This window comes from Massilia sp. 9I, assembly GCF_902506415.1.
Taxonomy (GTDB): Bacteria; Pseudomonadota; Gammaproteobacteria; order Burkholderiales; family Burkholderiaceae_D; genus Telluria.
Genome location: NZ_LR733275.1, coordinates 1,548,059 through 1,561,473, shown reverse-complemented (window position 1 = coordinate 1,561,473; position 13,415 = coordinate 1,548,059). Strand labels below are relative to the sequence as shown.

Genomic DNA, 13,415 nt, shown 5'->3' with positions numbered 1-13,415 from the left:
TCACCAGTAACGGACGCGGCCGGTGTCCATGTGGACGAACTGCGAATCGGCGTAGTAGCCGACGCCGCCGCCCTTGAGGGACATGGCCGCCTTGTGCAGCATCTTCAGGTCCTTGCCCGGCAGGCGGATGTCGATGGCCTTCGCCTCCATGTGCAGGCTGTGCTTGGCGACACCGCCGCTAGCGGCGTGCAGCTTGGCGTTCGACTCCGGCGAGCGGTAGCCGGAAATGATGTGCAGTTCACGGTTGCTGTTGTCCAGCTTGTCGTTCAGCTGGGAGAGCAGCAGCAGGAGCTCAGGATCCATCTGCGCCACCTTGTTGTTGCGGTGGTCGCGCAGCACCTTGTTGATGTCCTTCAGCCCGTCTTGCACGAACTCGCCGTCGGCCCAGAACGTCGTGTTCACCTTCTCGCCGGTATGCGTGTTATACAGGCGCAGGGTACGCTCGCCGGGAACGGCTTGTGCTGTTTTGGCAAGTGCTGGGATGCTGAGGGAGGGTACTGCAAGGAGGAGGGAAGACTTCAGGAATGCTCGGCGTTGCATCATCGGATGGGATCCTTATGGCTGGTTCGCTGAAACGTGAATTCTACGCCTCTTGTGTTAAACGTGCAGAGAAAACGCAGGAAAATGCGGTAAAAAGGCCACTTCGTTAATGGTTTGACCAATCCAGGGAGATATCTTCATGACGAGTTATCAATTAATTGCCGCGTCCGTTGCCAGCTTGATCACGATGGCGTGCTCGAGCGCCATGGCGCAGGGCCTGGAACCGAGCGGCGAACCGCCGGCGGTCAAGGGCTGGAAGCTGGAAACCGTCGCCGATGGCTTGCCGCAGCCCTGGGGCATGGCCTGGCTGGCGGACGGCCGCATGCTCGTCACCGGCAAGAAGGGCAGCCTGCACCTGGTGAGCGGCAAGCAGGTCACGAACGTTCCGGTCGAAGGCTTGCCGAGCCTGTTCACCGAAGGCCAGGGCGGCCTGCTCGACATCGCGATCCATCCGGCCGACAAGGGACCGAATCCGCGCGTGTACATGACGATGGCCAGCGGGACCATGGATGCCAACCGGACGGTGCTGGTGCAGGGCGTCTTCGACGGCAGGCGCGTGCACGGCATCAAGACCCTGTTCACGGCGTCGCCATCGAAGAGCGGCGGCGAGCACTTCGGTTCGCGCATCGTCTTCCTCAAGGACGGCACGCTGTTGATGAGCATCGGCGACGGCGGCAATCCGCCCCAGCGCGTCGGCAATATGCTGGCGCGCGAGCAGGCCCAGAACCTGGGCAGCGACAACGGCGCCATCCTGCGCCTCACGGCCGACGGCAAGCCGGCGCCGGGCAATCCGCTGGCGGGCCAGCAAGGCGCGCTGCCGGAGCTGTGGAGCATCGGCCACCGCAACATCCAGGGCCTGACGGTCGATCCCCAGGGCCGCGTCTGGGCCAGCGAACACGGTCCGCGCGGCGGCGACGAAATCAACCTGATCGAAGGCGGCAAGAACTACGGCTGGCCGCTGCAGAGCTATGGCGCCGACTACCGTTCGCGCGAGCCGATCGGCGTGAAAGTGGTGCCGGGCATGGTGCAGCCGCTGGTGGCCTGGGTGCCGTCGCCGGCGCCCTCGGGCCTGGCCTGGTACACCGGCAAGGGCTTCCCGCAATGGCAGGGCAGCCTGTTCTCGGGCGGGCTGGCGTCCAAGGACATCCGCCGGGTGGCGTTCGACGCCCAGGGCAAGGTGGTGAAGCAGGAACGCCTGGAGATCGGCAAGCGCGTGCGCGACGTGCGCCAGGGGCCGGATGGGCAGCTGTATGCATTGACCGATGAGGCGCAGGGCAGCCTGCTGCGCATCGTTCCGCAGTAAAAGCAATGCCAATGGCATGGATTCATTTCCACGCCAAATTTATTCTTTGTTGCAATAACAAAAGCTGCCTAGAATGCAAGGATTGGCCGGCCAGCTCGCACTGGCCGGCCGGTTTGCGGCAACCCGCCGTTTTCCATCCTGAACCGGATGATCCTATTGGAGGAGCAGCATGGCAGTATCCCTTCGTCGCAGTCTCCGCCTGGCAGTAGCGCTCGCGCTCGCCACGGGCGTTTCCGCCGCCGGCGCGGCCCCGGCCAAACAGGCCAGCACGCCCGACATTCCCATCCCTGACGTCAAGTACACCAAGTTCACCCTGAAGAACGGGCTGACGGTGCTGGTCCACGAGGACCACAAGACGCCGGTGGTGGCGATCAACACCTGGTACCACGTCGGGTCCAAGAATGAAAAGGTCGGCAAGACCGGCTTCGCCCACCTGTTCGAACACCTGATGTTCGGCGGCAGCGACAACTTCAAGAAGACCTATATCAACGCGATGGAAGGGATCGGCGCGACCGACCTGAACGGCACCACCAACCAGGACCGCACCAACTATTTCCAGAACGTGCCGACCTCGATGCTGGACTATGCGCTGTTCGCCGAGAGCGACCGCATGGGCCACCTGCTCGGCACCGTCGACAAGAAGACGCTCGACCTGCAGCGCGGCGTGGTGCAGAACGAAAAACGCCAGGGCGAGAACCAGCCCTACGGCGTCGCCTACGAGCTGCTGGTCAACAACACCTACCCGGTCGGCCACCCGTACTCCTGGACCGTGATCGGCAAGATGGAAGACCTGGACGCGGCATCGATGACCGACGTGCAGGACTGGTTCAAGAAGAACTACGGCCCGAACAACACCGTGCTGGTGCTGTCCGGCGACATCACGCCGGAAGTGGCGCGCCAGAAGGTCGAGCAGTACTACGGCCACATTCCTCCGGGCCCGCCGCTGGCCAAGCATGAAGCCTGGATCGCCAAGCGCACCGGCACCCACCGTACCACCGTGCAGGACCGCGTGCCGCAGTCGCGCATCTACCGCACCTGGAATGTGCCGGGCGCGAATACGCCGGAAGAAGCGGATCTCGACCTGGCGGCCCTGGTGCTGGGCGGCGGCAAAACCTCGCGCCTGTACAAGCGCCTGGTGTACAAGGACCAGCTGGCCACCAGCGCGGTCGGCAGCAACGACGGTTCGGAGATCGGCGGCCAGTTCGACATGACCCTGACCGCGCGTCCGGGCGCCGACGCCGCCAAGATGGAGCGCATCGCCGACGAAGAGCTCAAGGCCCTGATGAAGAGCGGCCCGACGGAAAGCGAACTGCGCCTGGCGAAGACCACCATCCTGGCGCGCTACGCCCGCATGACCGAGCGCGTTGGCGGCTTCGGCGGCAAGAGCGACCTGCTGGCATCGTGCCAGACCTATACCGGCAATCCGGACTGCTACAAGGTCTATCTGCAGCGCGTCAAGGATGCCACCCCGGCGTCCGTGAAGAAGGCCATGAACGACTGGCTGAGCGATGGCGACTTCGTCCTGCAGGTCGACCCGTACCCGACTGGCCTGGCGGCGGGCAAGCCGGGCGTGGACCGCAGCAAGGAGCCGGCACTCGGCAAGCCGATGGCCCTGAAGCTGCCGGAAATGCAGAAGATGACGCTGTCGAACGGCCTGAAGGTCGTGCTGGCCGAGCGCCATGACGCACCGGTGGTCAACTTCCAGCTGCTGGTGGACAGCGGCTATGCCTCGGATGCGGCGGACAAGCCGGGCGTCGCCAGCCTGGCCATGCGCATGCTCGAAGAAGGCACCCGGACCCGCAAGTCGCTCGAGATCGGCGAAGCCTTCCAGAGCCTGGGCGCGCAGTTCGGCGCCAGCGCCAACCTGGATAGCGGCATCGTCTACATGAACACGCTCAAGGCCACCATGCCGCAGGCGCTGAACCTGTATTCGGACCTGATCCTGAACCCTGCCTTCCCGCAGAACGAGTTCGAGCGCCTGCAGAAGGACCGCCTGGCCGCGATCGCGCGCGAGAAGACCGTGCCGCAGCTGATGGCCCTGCGCGTGCTGCCGAGCATCCTGTACGGCAATCAGCACGTGTACGCCAAGCCCTTCACCGGCACCGGTACCGAGGAAGCGGTCAAGCGCATGACCCGCGACGACCTGGCGAAGTACCACGCCACCTGGTTCAAGCCGAACAACGCGACCCTGCTGGTGGTGGGCGACACCACCCTGGCCGAAGTCAAGCCGCAGCTCGAGAAAGCCTTCGCCGGCTGGAAGGCCGGCGAAGTGCCGAAGAAGGTGCTGACCACGGTCGCCGCACCGGAAAAGAGCGTGGTCTACCTGGTCGACCGTCCGGGCGCGCTGCAGAGCGTGATCGTCGGCGCCCAGCTGGCAGGGCCGCGCAACGATCCGGAGGCGCTGCCGCTGGAAATCGTCAACGATGTGTTCGGCGGCACCTTCAGCTCGCGCATCAACATGAACCTGCGCGAGGACAAGCACTGGTCCTACGGCGTCTACAGCCAGCTCCAGCCGGCCCTCGGCCAGCGTCCGTTCATCAGCGTCTCGCCGGTGCAGACCGACAAGACCCGTGAATCGCTGCAGGAGCTGGTGCGCGAGTACCGCGATATCGCGGGCGGCAAACCGATCTCGCCGGACGAACTGAAGGCGGCCCTGGCCAACAACACGCTGGGCCTGCCGGGCAGCTTCGAGACCGCCGGCCAGCTGACCGGCGCCTACACCAACATCGTGCAGTATGGCCTGCCGGAGGACTACTACAACACCTTCACCGAGAAGGCGCTGTCGCTGACTCCGCAAGCGGCCAATGCGCTGGCGGCCCGCAGCTTCACGCCGAACCGCCTGGTGTGGGTCGTGGTGGGTGACCTGAGCAAGATCGAATCGGACATCCGTGCGCTGAACGTCGGCGAAGTCCGCAAGATTGACGCCGACGGCAAGCCTGTCCAGTGATGTGCGGGGTGGACGGCGCCGCCGTCCACCTTACATGTCGTCGAACAGCGCCAAGGCGATCTTCGCCTGATCCGACTGCTGCATGTCGGTGTTGTTCAGCAGGACCACGGCCCGGCCGTCCGCCGGGTCGTAGGCGAGCAGCGTCTTGTAGCCCCCGATGGCGCCCGCTTCCCAAGCCAGGGAGCGGGCGCCTTTTTTCGTGTTGACGGTTTTTACCTTGCCGCCCAGCGCGTACTCTTCCGACGGCACCACCACGGTGGAGAGCGCCTGGCGCGACTTGTCCGACAGCAGTTTGGTGAAGTAGACGCTGTCGGCGATCGCCACCAGGTCGCGCGCGGTGCTGTACAGGGTGCCGCTGGCCGCCACCATCGGCGGCACGGCCGCGGTCTTGCGTTGGCCGGCCGCGTTGTAGGCCACCGCCATGCCCACTTCGTCCTCGTAGCCGGTGCCGGCGAAACTGGTGTCGCGCACGCCGGCGGGCGCCAGCACCAGTTCTTCCACCACCTCCGTGAACTGCTCCTTGGTGGCGCGCTCGACGACGGCCGCGACCAAAATCCAGTTGGTGTACGAGTAATCCCATTGCTGCCCCGGCGCCGATGTCGGCGTGCCGGTAGCGAAGCGCAGGGCCGCCTCGACCGGGCCGATCTCGAGCTTCTCGACCGCGCGGTCCTTGCGCAGCGCTTCGGCCAGGCCGTTCGGGATGCCGCTGCGGTTCGACATCAGCTGGCGCAGGGTAACCGCGCCGTTCGCCGCCGGCAGTTCCGGCAGGTGGCGCGCGATCGGCGCATCCAGGTCGAGCTTGCCCATGTCGGCCAGGCGCAGCACGGCGACGGCGCTGATCCACTTGCTCATCGATCCGACCAGGAAGCGCGTGTCCTTCGTCATCGGCTGCTTTTCTTCGCGCAGCGCCAGTCCGCTGGCATGGGTGACGAGGGTCGAGCGCGCATCCTTGCGCACCGCGACCACGCCGCTGTAATCCTTGGGGACGTGGCGCTCGATCAGCGGGCCGGTGGTCAGGTTCGCGACCGCGGCGCAGCCGGACAGCAGGCCGAGCGCGGCGAACGAGGAAAGGTGAAGAAAGTAGCGACGTTGCATGCGGACTCCCAATAGACGTGGTCGGGGCATTGTAGCCGCGTGCGCCGGAAGGGGCACGAAATCGCCATACTGCGCGTAGGAGGACGGCCATGAACGAACAAGCCTTGAACCTGGCGCGCACGGCGCTCGTGCTGATCGACTTGCAAAACAGCAACGTCAACCGTGAACTGGCGCCCTACAGCGCCGAGCAGGCGGTCGGCAGTTGCGTGCTGCTGGCGCAGGAAATGCGCGGCCGCGGCGCGATGGTGGTGTACGTGCGGGTGCTGCTGAACGAATTGCCGACCCCGCTGGCCGATGCGCCGATGCGCCCGCCAGGTGCGGCCGCGCCACCCTACGATGCCTCGGAACTGGCCGAGCTTGCCGGCGTGGAAGCGACCGACATCGTGGTCACCAAGCGCCAGTGGGGCGCGTTCTACGGCACTGAACTGGACCAGCTGCTGCGCCGGCGCGGCATCGATACGCTGATCCTGGGCGGCATCGCCACCAACTTCGGCGTCGAATCGACGGCGCGCGCCGCTTTCGATCGCAACTACAAGCTGGTGTTCGCGGAAGATGCGATGAGCAGCATAGAGGCCGAAGCGCACCACTTTGCTTGCAAGCACATCTTCCCGAAGATGGGGCGGGTGCGCTCCACCCGCGCCATCATCGACCTGTTACAGGCTGGAACCGGCGACGCTTGACCGCTTCAGCCCTTGCGGTTGATCTCGGCCGTGATCTCGTAGGCGTGCAAGCGCGCCGCGTGGTCGAAGATCTGCGAAGTGATCATCAGCTCGTCCGGCTTGGTGCGCGCGATGAAGCTGCGCAGCTGGCTCTCGACCGTGGCCGGCGCGCCGATCGCGGTGCAGGACAGCACGCTGTCTAACATCATGCGTTCGGCCGTACCCAGGTTTTCCAGGTAGCCCGGCACCGGCGGCTGCAGCTTGGTCGGACGGCCGGTGCGCAGGTTCACGAAGGCCTGCTGCATCGACGTCGCCAGCAGCTGCGCTTCCTCGTCGGTGTCGGCGGCGAACACGTTAAAGCCGAGCATCACGTACGGTTTGTCGAGCTGCTTCGAGGGCCGGAAGGTCGACCGGTAGATCTCGATCGCCTGCATCATCATCTGCGGCGCGAAATGCGAGGCAAACGCATAAGGCAGGCCGAGCGCCGCTGCCAGCTGTGCGCCAAACAGGCTGGAACCGAGGATCCACACCGGCACGTCCAGGCCCGCGCCCGGCACCGCACGCACCTGGCGACGCGGCGAATCGGCAAAGTAGTCCATCAATTCGACGACGTCCTGCGGGAATTCGTCGGCGTCCGAGGCCAGGTTGCGGCGCAGGGCGCGCGCGGTGGTGTGGTCGGAACCGGGCGCACGGCCGAGGCCCAGGTCGATACGGCCCGGGAACAGCGAGGCCAGGGTGCCGAACTGTTCGGCGATCACCAGGGGAGAGTGGTTCGGCAGCATGATGCCGCCGGCGCCGACCCGGATGCTCTTGGTGCCGGCCGCCACGTGGCCGATCAGGACCGAGGTCGCGGCGCTGGCGATGCCCGGCATGCCGTGGTGTTCCGCCAGCCAGAAACGCTTGTAGCCCCAGCGCTCGCCGTGCTGGGCGAGGTCGAGTGAGCGTTGGAAAGAAGTTGCCGCATCGCTGCCTTCAGTGATGGGCGCGAGGTCGAGTATGGAAAATGGAATCATCCATTTATCTTACGCCGATCCGATTTTCCGCGTGCGCGGCCACCCATAAATTGCATGTGCGTAAACATTGACCCTTGGCGGACCCGTCCTTATGATCGGACGCATCACCGACCCCCAGGCCCGCCATCCATGTCCAGTTTCGCCTTCCTGCCATGCCGCCGCACGACTCTCCTTGCCACCCTGTGTACTGCGCTGCTGGCTGCCGGCTGCGCCCAGTTATCGGGGAGTGCAATGCGGCCTGACGCGCGCCTGGACGCGGCGCGGCTGGCGCAGATCGACCGCGCGATCGAGGCCAGCATCGCCGAGCGCAAGCTGCCGGGCGCCGTGTTCCACCTCGAGCGGGACGGCGCCGTGTACGAGAAGGGCTATGGGCGCTTCACCTACGACGACGGCGCCACACCGGTCACGCCGGAGACCGTGTTCGATGCCGCTTCGCTGTCCAAGGTGCTGTCGACCGCGCCCTCGGTGCTGCTGCTGGCCGAGGAGGGCAAGCTGGATCTGGAAGCGCCGCTGGCGCGCTACTTCCCCGAGTGCACCGGCAGCGGCAAGGAAGCGATCACGGTGCGCCAGCTGCTGACCCATTCGTCCGGGATGCCGGCGGGCCTGCCGGCCAAGCCGGCCTGGGAAGGCAAGCAGGCGGCACTGGCGCTGGCCTGCAGCCGCGAGCTGTCGCATCCGCCAGGGATCTTTTTCCGCTACTCCGACATCAACTACATCCTGCTCGGCCTGCTGGTAGAAAAGGTCTCAGGCATGCCGCAAGAGCGCTTTGCGCAGGAGCGCATCTTCGCGCCGCTCGGCATGCGCGACACCGGCTACCTGCCCCTCGCCCGCATGGCGGCCGCGCGCATCGCGCCGACCCAGCGCGGGGCCGACAGCGCTCCGGATGCGGCCCTGCACGGCGACCTTGGCCCGGGGCAGCTGCTGCAGGGCGCCGTACACGATCCGACCGTCCGTCGCATGGGTGGCGTGGGCGGTTCTGCCGGCGTGTTTTCGACGGTGCGCGACGTGGCGCGCTTCGGGCGCATGCTGGTCCAGGGCGGGGAGCTCGATGGGGTGCGCGTCCTGAGCCGGGACAGCGTGCGCCTGCTGACCACCGTGCAGTCGCCGCAAGGGCTGGCGCTGCGCGGGATGGGCATGGACATCGATTCGCCGTATGCGCAGCGTCCGCGCGGCAGCGTGTTCCCGGTCGGAAGCTTCGGCCATACCGGTTTCACGGGCTGCATCCTGTGGGTCGATCCACAGTCGGGGACGTTCTACGTGTTCCTGTCGAACCGGGTCTACCCTGATGACAAGAGCAATATCCTGACGCTGTACACCGAGCTCGGCACCCTGTCGGCCCAAGCCGCCGGCCTGGCCGCGCCGGCGCCGCGTTGACCAACTTTTTGTTTTTCCGGGAGGCTACCGTGCGCCTTCCTCGAATCGCTCTCTCTAAACTCGGAAACCTAAATTCAATATCTTATTGATATTGTTGAGCATCCAGCCCCGAAGACAATTTTAGGAGATCGACATGAAGATGAATTCGCTACTGAAAGGCCTGCTGAGCGCCTCTGTTGCCGCCGCCATGTTCGGCGCCACCGCTGTGCACGCACAATCGAGCAGCACCGCAGACCAGTCGGGCACCAGCGCGACCACCGGCACCAGCCAGAGCGGCAGCATGAACGATCAAAGCAGCGGCAGCTCGTCGTCGAGCGCGACCGGCAGCTCGCAGAAGCATGACAAGAAGCACAGCAAGAAGAAGCATTCGAGCAGCGGTTCCAGCCACAGCGGCTCGACCGGTTCGAGCCAGAGCGGCTCGATGGATTCGGGCAGCCAGAGCGGCTCGAGCGGCATGAGCGGCCAGAGCGGCTCCAGCGGTTCGATGGGCACCAGCGGTTCGAGCGTCGAAGCGGGCAAGACCAGCACCGGCCGTTCGAGCGAACCGGAAACCCGTAGCTCGACCAGTGGTTCGTCGGGCACCAGCGGCACCAGCGGCTCGTCCGGCACCAGTGGTTCGTGGGGCACCGGCAGCTCGTCGGGCACCAGCGGCAGCTCGGGCACCACCGGCACCACCGGCACCGGCACGTCGAGCGGTTCGATGGGCACCGGCGCCACCGGAACCACCGGCACCATGGGCACCAGCGGTTCGACCGGCACCATGGATTCCACCGGCCGCGCAGGCACCACCGGCACTACCGGTACCTCGGGCACCACCGGTACCTCGGGCACCACCGGCACCACCGGTACCACCGGTACCTCGGGTACGGGCGGCACCACCGGCACCACCGGCACCACCGGTTCCAGCACCACCAGCGGCGGCACCGGCGGCGGCACCACCGGCCGCGGCTACTGATCGCGTAGCAGCGTCACCTGATGCGGCCCTTGCGGCCGCACGCGGCACCAGCCTCCGGGCTGGTGTCGCCGTTTACGGGCCCGTTCTCAGGCGGCGAGGGCGGGGCGCATCGACGTCGTGCGGCGCGGTGCCGTCGGCGCGGCTGCTTCTTCGCGTTCGTCGAGGCGGAAGGTGGCCACCAGCTGCGACAACGCCTGCGCCTGTTCGCGCAGCGCGTCGGACGCGGCCGCCGCCTCCTCCACCAGCGCGGCGTTTTCCTGCGTGACCTGGTCCATCTGCGTCACGGCCTGGTTAATCTGCTCGATGCCGAGCGACTGTTCGTCGCTGGCCGCCGCGATCTCGGCCATGATGGCCGACACGCCGGCGATGCCGGCCACGATTTCTTCCATCGTGCTGCCGGCCTGCGCGACCAGGCGGGTGCCTTCATCGACCTTGCCGGCCGAGTCGCCGATCAAGGTCTTGATTTCCTTGGCCGCGGTGGCCGAACGCTGCGCCAGCGCGCGTACTTCAGAGGCTACCACCGCGAAGCCGCGGCCCTGTTCGCCGGCGCGCGCCGCTTCGACCGCGGCGTTCAGCGCCAGGATATTGGTCTGGAAGGCGATGCCGTCGATGACGCCGACGATCTCGCCGATCTTCTGCGAGGCGCTGCTGATCTCGGCCATGGTGCGCACCACGTCGCCCACGGTCTCGCCGCCGCGCGCGGCGCTGCCGGACGCGGTGCGCGCCAGGGCATTGGCCTGCTGCGCATTGTCCGCGTTCTGGCGCACGGTCGCCGTGAGTTCTTCCATCGCCGACGCGGTTTCTTCCAGCGAGCTGGCCTGCTCTTCGGTGCGTGACGACAGTTCCAGGTTGCCGCCCGAGATCTGGTGCGCGGCGCTGGCGATGGTGTCGGTGCCGCCCCGTACTTCGCTGACGATGCCGCGCAGGCTGTCGCGCATGTCCTTGAGCGCCACCATCAGCTGGCCGGTCTCGTTGCAGGCGTCGGCCTCGATGCGGGCGCTCAGGTCGCCGCGCGCCACGGTCTGGGCGATGCCGAGTGCACGCTGCAGCGGCGCACTGACGGCGCGCATGATCAGCCAGGCGAAGGCGATGCCGGTGACAACCGCCGCCGCGCTCAGGACCAGCAGCAGGCTGCGGCTGTTGGCGACCTGGGTGTCGATCGCCTCGCCCTGGACCGCGACGGCGCGTTTCTGGTAGGCGACCATCGCCTCGATGTTGGCCGTGTAGCCGTTCACCTTGGGCAGCATGTCGGTTTCAAAAAAGCGCGCGGCCGATTCCAGCTGTCCTTCTTTCTTCTGGCGGAAGGCTTCGGCGCGCGCCGCGCGGTAGGCTTCACGGCTGGCCACGATGCTCTCGAACAGGCGCTTGCCTTCGGGGTCGCTGGCCGTCGCTTCCTGCACCAGCTTCTGCAGCTCGCTGGTGCGCTCGGAGGATTTGCTGATGGCGTCGAGGAAGAACTTTTCGGCAGCCGGGTCGGTGGCCTTGGCGACGGCGATGGTGCGCGCCGCGTTGACCTCGATGAGCGACTTCCATTCCTGCAGCAGGTTCGACTTGCGAATGCCATCGTGGGTGAGCGCGTGGGTCATTTCGTTCGCGCGGTTCATGGCGGACATGGCGACGCCAGCCAGCACCAGCATTAGGGCCAGCACGGCGCCGAAACCAAGGGCCAGCAGGCTGCGGATCTTCATTTTCTCGAGCTTCATGGGATTTTTCTCGTCGCTTTACAAAAGGGCAGGGCATGCGCGGGTGCGCACGTGCACCAGCAAGGTGCAGCCGGTACATGTTGACGAGTATCCCGTTTCCACACAGCAAGTCCACACTTCTGTGACATTTGCGTGACTTTTGCGTGGCAAATACAACGCTTTGTTAAGGCGGCGTTAAGGCACAGTTGGCAGCAAGATAAGCACTGTGAGCGTGCTAATAAGCTTGTCATCGCACGCCCCCGCGTATGCCGGGACGCGGCGAGCGCGTCGGCGGGCCGTCGCCAGCCAGTTTGATTTTCTCGGGCGGATTACTTGCGCGCAGGTTTTCGATAGCAGGCACTGTGGCTTGCAGGCTGCATTCCTCGGCAAAGCCGTCAGTTAGCGCTTGCCAGGCCAATAATGTGGCGTAGAATCAATTTAAATTGCCGATGGGAACAATCATGGACCTTGCCGTTCCGCCTGAAGTGCGCGCCCCGAGCGCCATGAAACTCTCCGAACTCATCGGCGCATTGAGCTATGCGCTCGACATCACCGAAGGCCAGCCGGCCGGCCACTGCGTGCGCGCCTGCTGGATCGGCATGCACATCGGCCGCGCCGCCGGTCTGCCGGACGAGCAGCTCTGGGAGCTGTACTACACGCTACTGCTCAAGGACCTGGGCTGCAGCAGCAACGCGGCGCGCATCTGCGAGCTCTACCTGACCGACGACCTGGACTTCAAGCGCGACTTCAAGCTGGTGGGCGACAGCCTGCCGCAGGTGCTCTCCTTCGTGCTCACCCATACCGGCCTGAAAGCGGGGCTGGCGGAGCGCTTCCGCAGCGTGATGACGATCCTGCGCGACGGTCCCGCAATCGCCCAGGACCTGATCGCGACGCGCTGCCAGCGCGGCGCCGAGATCGCGCGCCTGCTGCGCTTTTCGGTGGACGTGGCGGCTGGCATCTATTCGCTCGACGAGCATTTCGACGGCAAGGGCAAGCCGGACCGCCTGGCGGGCGAAGCGATCCCGGTGTATTCGCGCATCGCCCTGCTGGCCCAGGTGGTCGACGTGTTCCACACGGCCGCGGGGCGCGACAGCGCGCTGCGCGAAGCGCGCGAGCGCGCCGGCAGCTGGTTCGACCCGCGCCTGGTGCGCGCCCTGGACGAGGTGGCGGCCGATCCCGCCTTCTGGCAGGTGCTGGCCTCGCCCGAGGTCGACCGCGCGGTGTTCGCCCTGGAGCCGGCCGGACGCGAAGTGAAGCTGGACGACGACTACCTGGACGACATCGCCGAGGCCTTCGGCCAGGTGGTCGATGCCAAGAGCCCGTACACCAGCGGACACAGTGCGCGGGTGGCGCTGTACACCGACATGATCGGGGAGTCGCTCGGCCTGAGCGCCGCGCGGCGGCGCTGGCTCAAGCGCGGCGCCCTGCTGCACGACGTCGGGAAGCTCGGGGTCAGCAACAGCGTGCTGGACAAGGCGGGGTCGCTCGACCGCGACGAATGGGATGCGGTGCGCCTGCATGCCGCCTATACCGAGACCATCCTGGGAAGGATCCATGCGTTCGCGGAGCTGGCCGCGATCGCCGGCGCCCACCACGAGCGCCTCGACGGCACCGGCTATCCGCGCGGGCTGACGGGGGACGCCATCGGTATCGAGACCCGCATCATCACCACCGCGGACATTTTCGACGCGATCACAGCCGAGCGCCCCTACCGCGGGGCAATCCCGGTGGAGCAGGCACTCGTCATGATGGAAAAGACGGTCGGCAGCGCGCTCGATCCGGACTGCTTCGCGGCCCTGAAGGCCGCGCTGGCGCGCGTGCCGGGGGTAGCGGCTGCCTGACTGGCG

The 13,415-nt window shown here is 66.3% G+C and carries 10 protein-coding genes; 6 read left to right on the top strand and 4 right to left on the bottom strand.

What is annotated here, in order from left to right:
* Positions 1-402: a DUF882 domain-containing protein gene (locus GV068_RS07105; RefSeq protein ID WP_229463845.1), complete on the bottom strand. Its 402-nt coding sequence runs from the start codon at positions 400-402 to the stop codon at positions 1-3.
* A gap of 277 nt (positions 403-679) precedes the next feature.
* Here GV068_RS07105 and GV068_RS07100 point away from each other — a divergent pair, with 277 nt between their 5' ends.
* Both GV068_RS07100 and GV068_RS07095 read left to right on the top strand, forming a co-directional pair.
* Positions 680-1,843, top strand: coding sequence for a PQQ-dependent sugar dehydrogenase (locus tag GV068_RS07100; RefSeq protein ID WP_159696663.1), 1,164 nt, complete (start codon positions 680-682; stop codon positions 1,841-1,843).
* 169 nt (positions 1,844-2,012) lie between these two features.
* Entirely contained in the window at positions 2,013-4,790 is a 2,778-nt protein-coding gene (locus tag GV068_RS07095) for a pitrilysin family protein (protein WP_159696662.1), read from the top strand.
* 30 nt (positions 4,791-4,820) lie between these two features.
* On the opposite strand, the gene GV068_RS07090 is transcribed toward GV068_RS07095, so the two are convergent.
* A complete protein-coding gene (locus GV068_RS07090) occupies positions 4,821-5,885 on the bottom strand; it encodes a serine hydrolase (RefSeq protein WP_159696661.1) in 1,065 nt (354 codons plus the stop codon).
* A gap of 89 nt (positions 5,886-5,974) precedes the next feature.
* Between GV068_RS07090 and GV068_RS07085 the strand changes: the two genes are divergently transcribed.
* The gene (locus GV068_RS07085; RefSeq protein ID WP_159696660.1) at positions 5,975-6,565 is read left to right on the top strand and encodes an isochorismatase family protein; all 591 of its coding nucleotides are present in this window, start codon (positions 5,975-5,977) and stop codon (positions 6,563-6,565) included.
* 5 nt (positions 6,566-6,570) lie between these two features.
* Here the strand turns inward: GV068_RS07085 and GV068_RS07080 are convergent, their stop codons facing one another.
* Complete coding sequence (locus GV068_RS07080; RefSeq protein WP_159696659.1) at positions 6,571-7,557, bottom strand: LLM class flavin-dependent oxidoreductase; 987 nt, start codon at positions 7,555-7,557, stop codon at positions 6,571-6,573.
* A gap of 129 nt (positions 7,558-7,686) precedes the next feature.
* Here GV068_RS07080 and GV068_RS07075 point away from each other — a divergent pair, with 129 nt between their 5' ends.
* The gene (locus GV068_RS07075; RefSeq protein ID WP_229463843.1) at positions 7,687-8,931 is read left to right on the top strand and encodes a serine hydrolase; all 1,245 of its coding nucleotides are present in this window, start codon (positions 7,687-7,689) and stop codon (positions 8,929-8,931) included.
* 133 nt (positions 8,932-9,064) lie between these two features.
* Positions 9,065-9,886, top strand: a complete 822-nt coding sequence (locus GV068_RS07070; protein WP_159696658.1) for a hypothetical protein — start codon at positions 9,065-9,067, stop codon at positions 9,884-9,886.
* Between the two features lie 86 nt (positions 9,887-9,972).
* Here the strand turns inward: GV068_RS07070 and GV068_RS25330 are convergent, their stop codons facing one another.
* Positions 9,973-11,589, bottom strand: coding sequence for a methyl-accepting chemotaxis protein (locus tag GV068_RS25330; protein WP_308636998.1), 1,617 nt, complete (start codon positions 11,587-11,589; stop codon positions 9,973-9,975).
* A gap of 440 nt (positions 11,590-12,029) precedes the next feature.
* Between GV068_RS25330 and GV068_RS07060 the strand changes: the two genes are divergently transcribed.
* Positions 12,030-13,409 (top strand): HD-GYP domain-containing protein, encoded by a 1,380-nt coding sequence (locus tag GV068_RS07060; RefSeq protein ID WP_159696657.1) that lies wholly within the window; start codon positions 12,030-12,032, stop codon positions 13,407-13,409.
* The last annotated feature ends 6 nt before the right edge of the window (positions 13,410-13,415 follow it).

Excerpts from the sequence above, each read along its gene's own strand:
- GV068_RS07100 (WP_159696663.1), top strand. The coding sequence starts at position 680 with ATGACGAGTTATCAATTAATTGCCGCGTCCGTTGCCAGCTTGATCACG.
- GV068_RS07095 (WP_159696662.1), top strand. The coding sequence starts at position 2,013 with ATGGCAGTATCCCTTCGTCGCAGTCTCCGCCTGGCAGTAGCGCTCGCG.
- GV068_RS07090 (WP_159696661.1), bottom strand. The coding sequence starts at position 5,885 with ATGCAACGTCGCTACTTTCTTCACCTTTCCTCGTTCGCCGCGCTCGGC.
- GV068_RS07085 (WP_159696660.1), top strand. The coding sequence starts at position 5,975 with ATGAACGAACAAGCCTTGAACCTGGCGCGCACGGCGCTCGTGCTGATC.
- GV068_RS07080 (WP_159696659.1), bottom strand. The coding sequence starts at position 7,557 with ATGATTCCATTTTCCATACTCGACCTCGCGCCCATCACTGAAGGCAGC.
- GV068_RS07075 (WP_229463843.1), top strand. The coding sequence starts at position 7,687 with ATGTCCAGTTTCGCCTTCCTGCCATGCCGCCGCACGACTCTCCTTGCC.
- GV068_RS07070 (WP_159696658.1), top strand. The coding sequence starts at position 9,065 with ATGAAGATGAATTCGCTACTGAAAGGCCTGCTGAGCGCCTCTGTTGCC.
- GV068_RS25330 (WP_308636998.1), bottom strand. The coding sequence starts at position 11,589 with ATGAAGCTCGAGAAAATGAAGATCCGCAGCCTGCTGGCCCTTGGTTTC.
- GV068_RS07060 (WP_159696657.1), top strand. The coding sequence starts at position 12,030 with ATGGACCTTGCCGTTCCGCCTGAAGTGCGCGCCCCGAGCGCCATGAAA.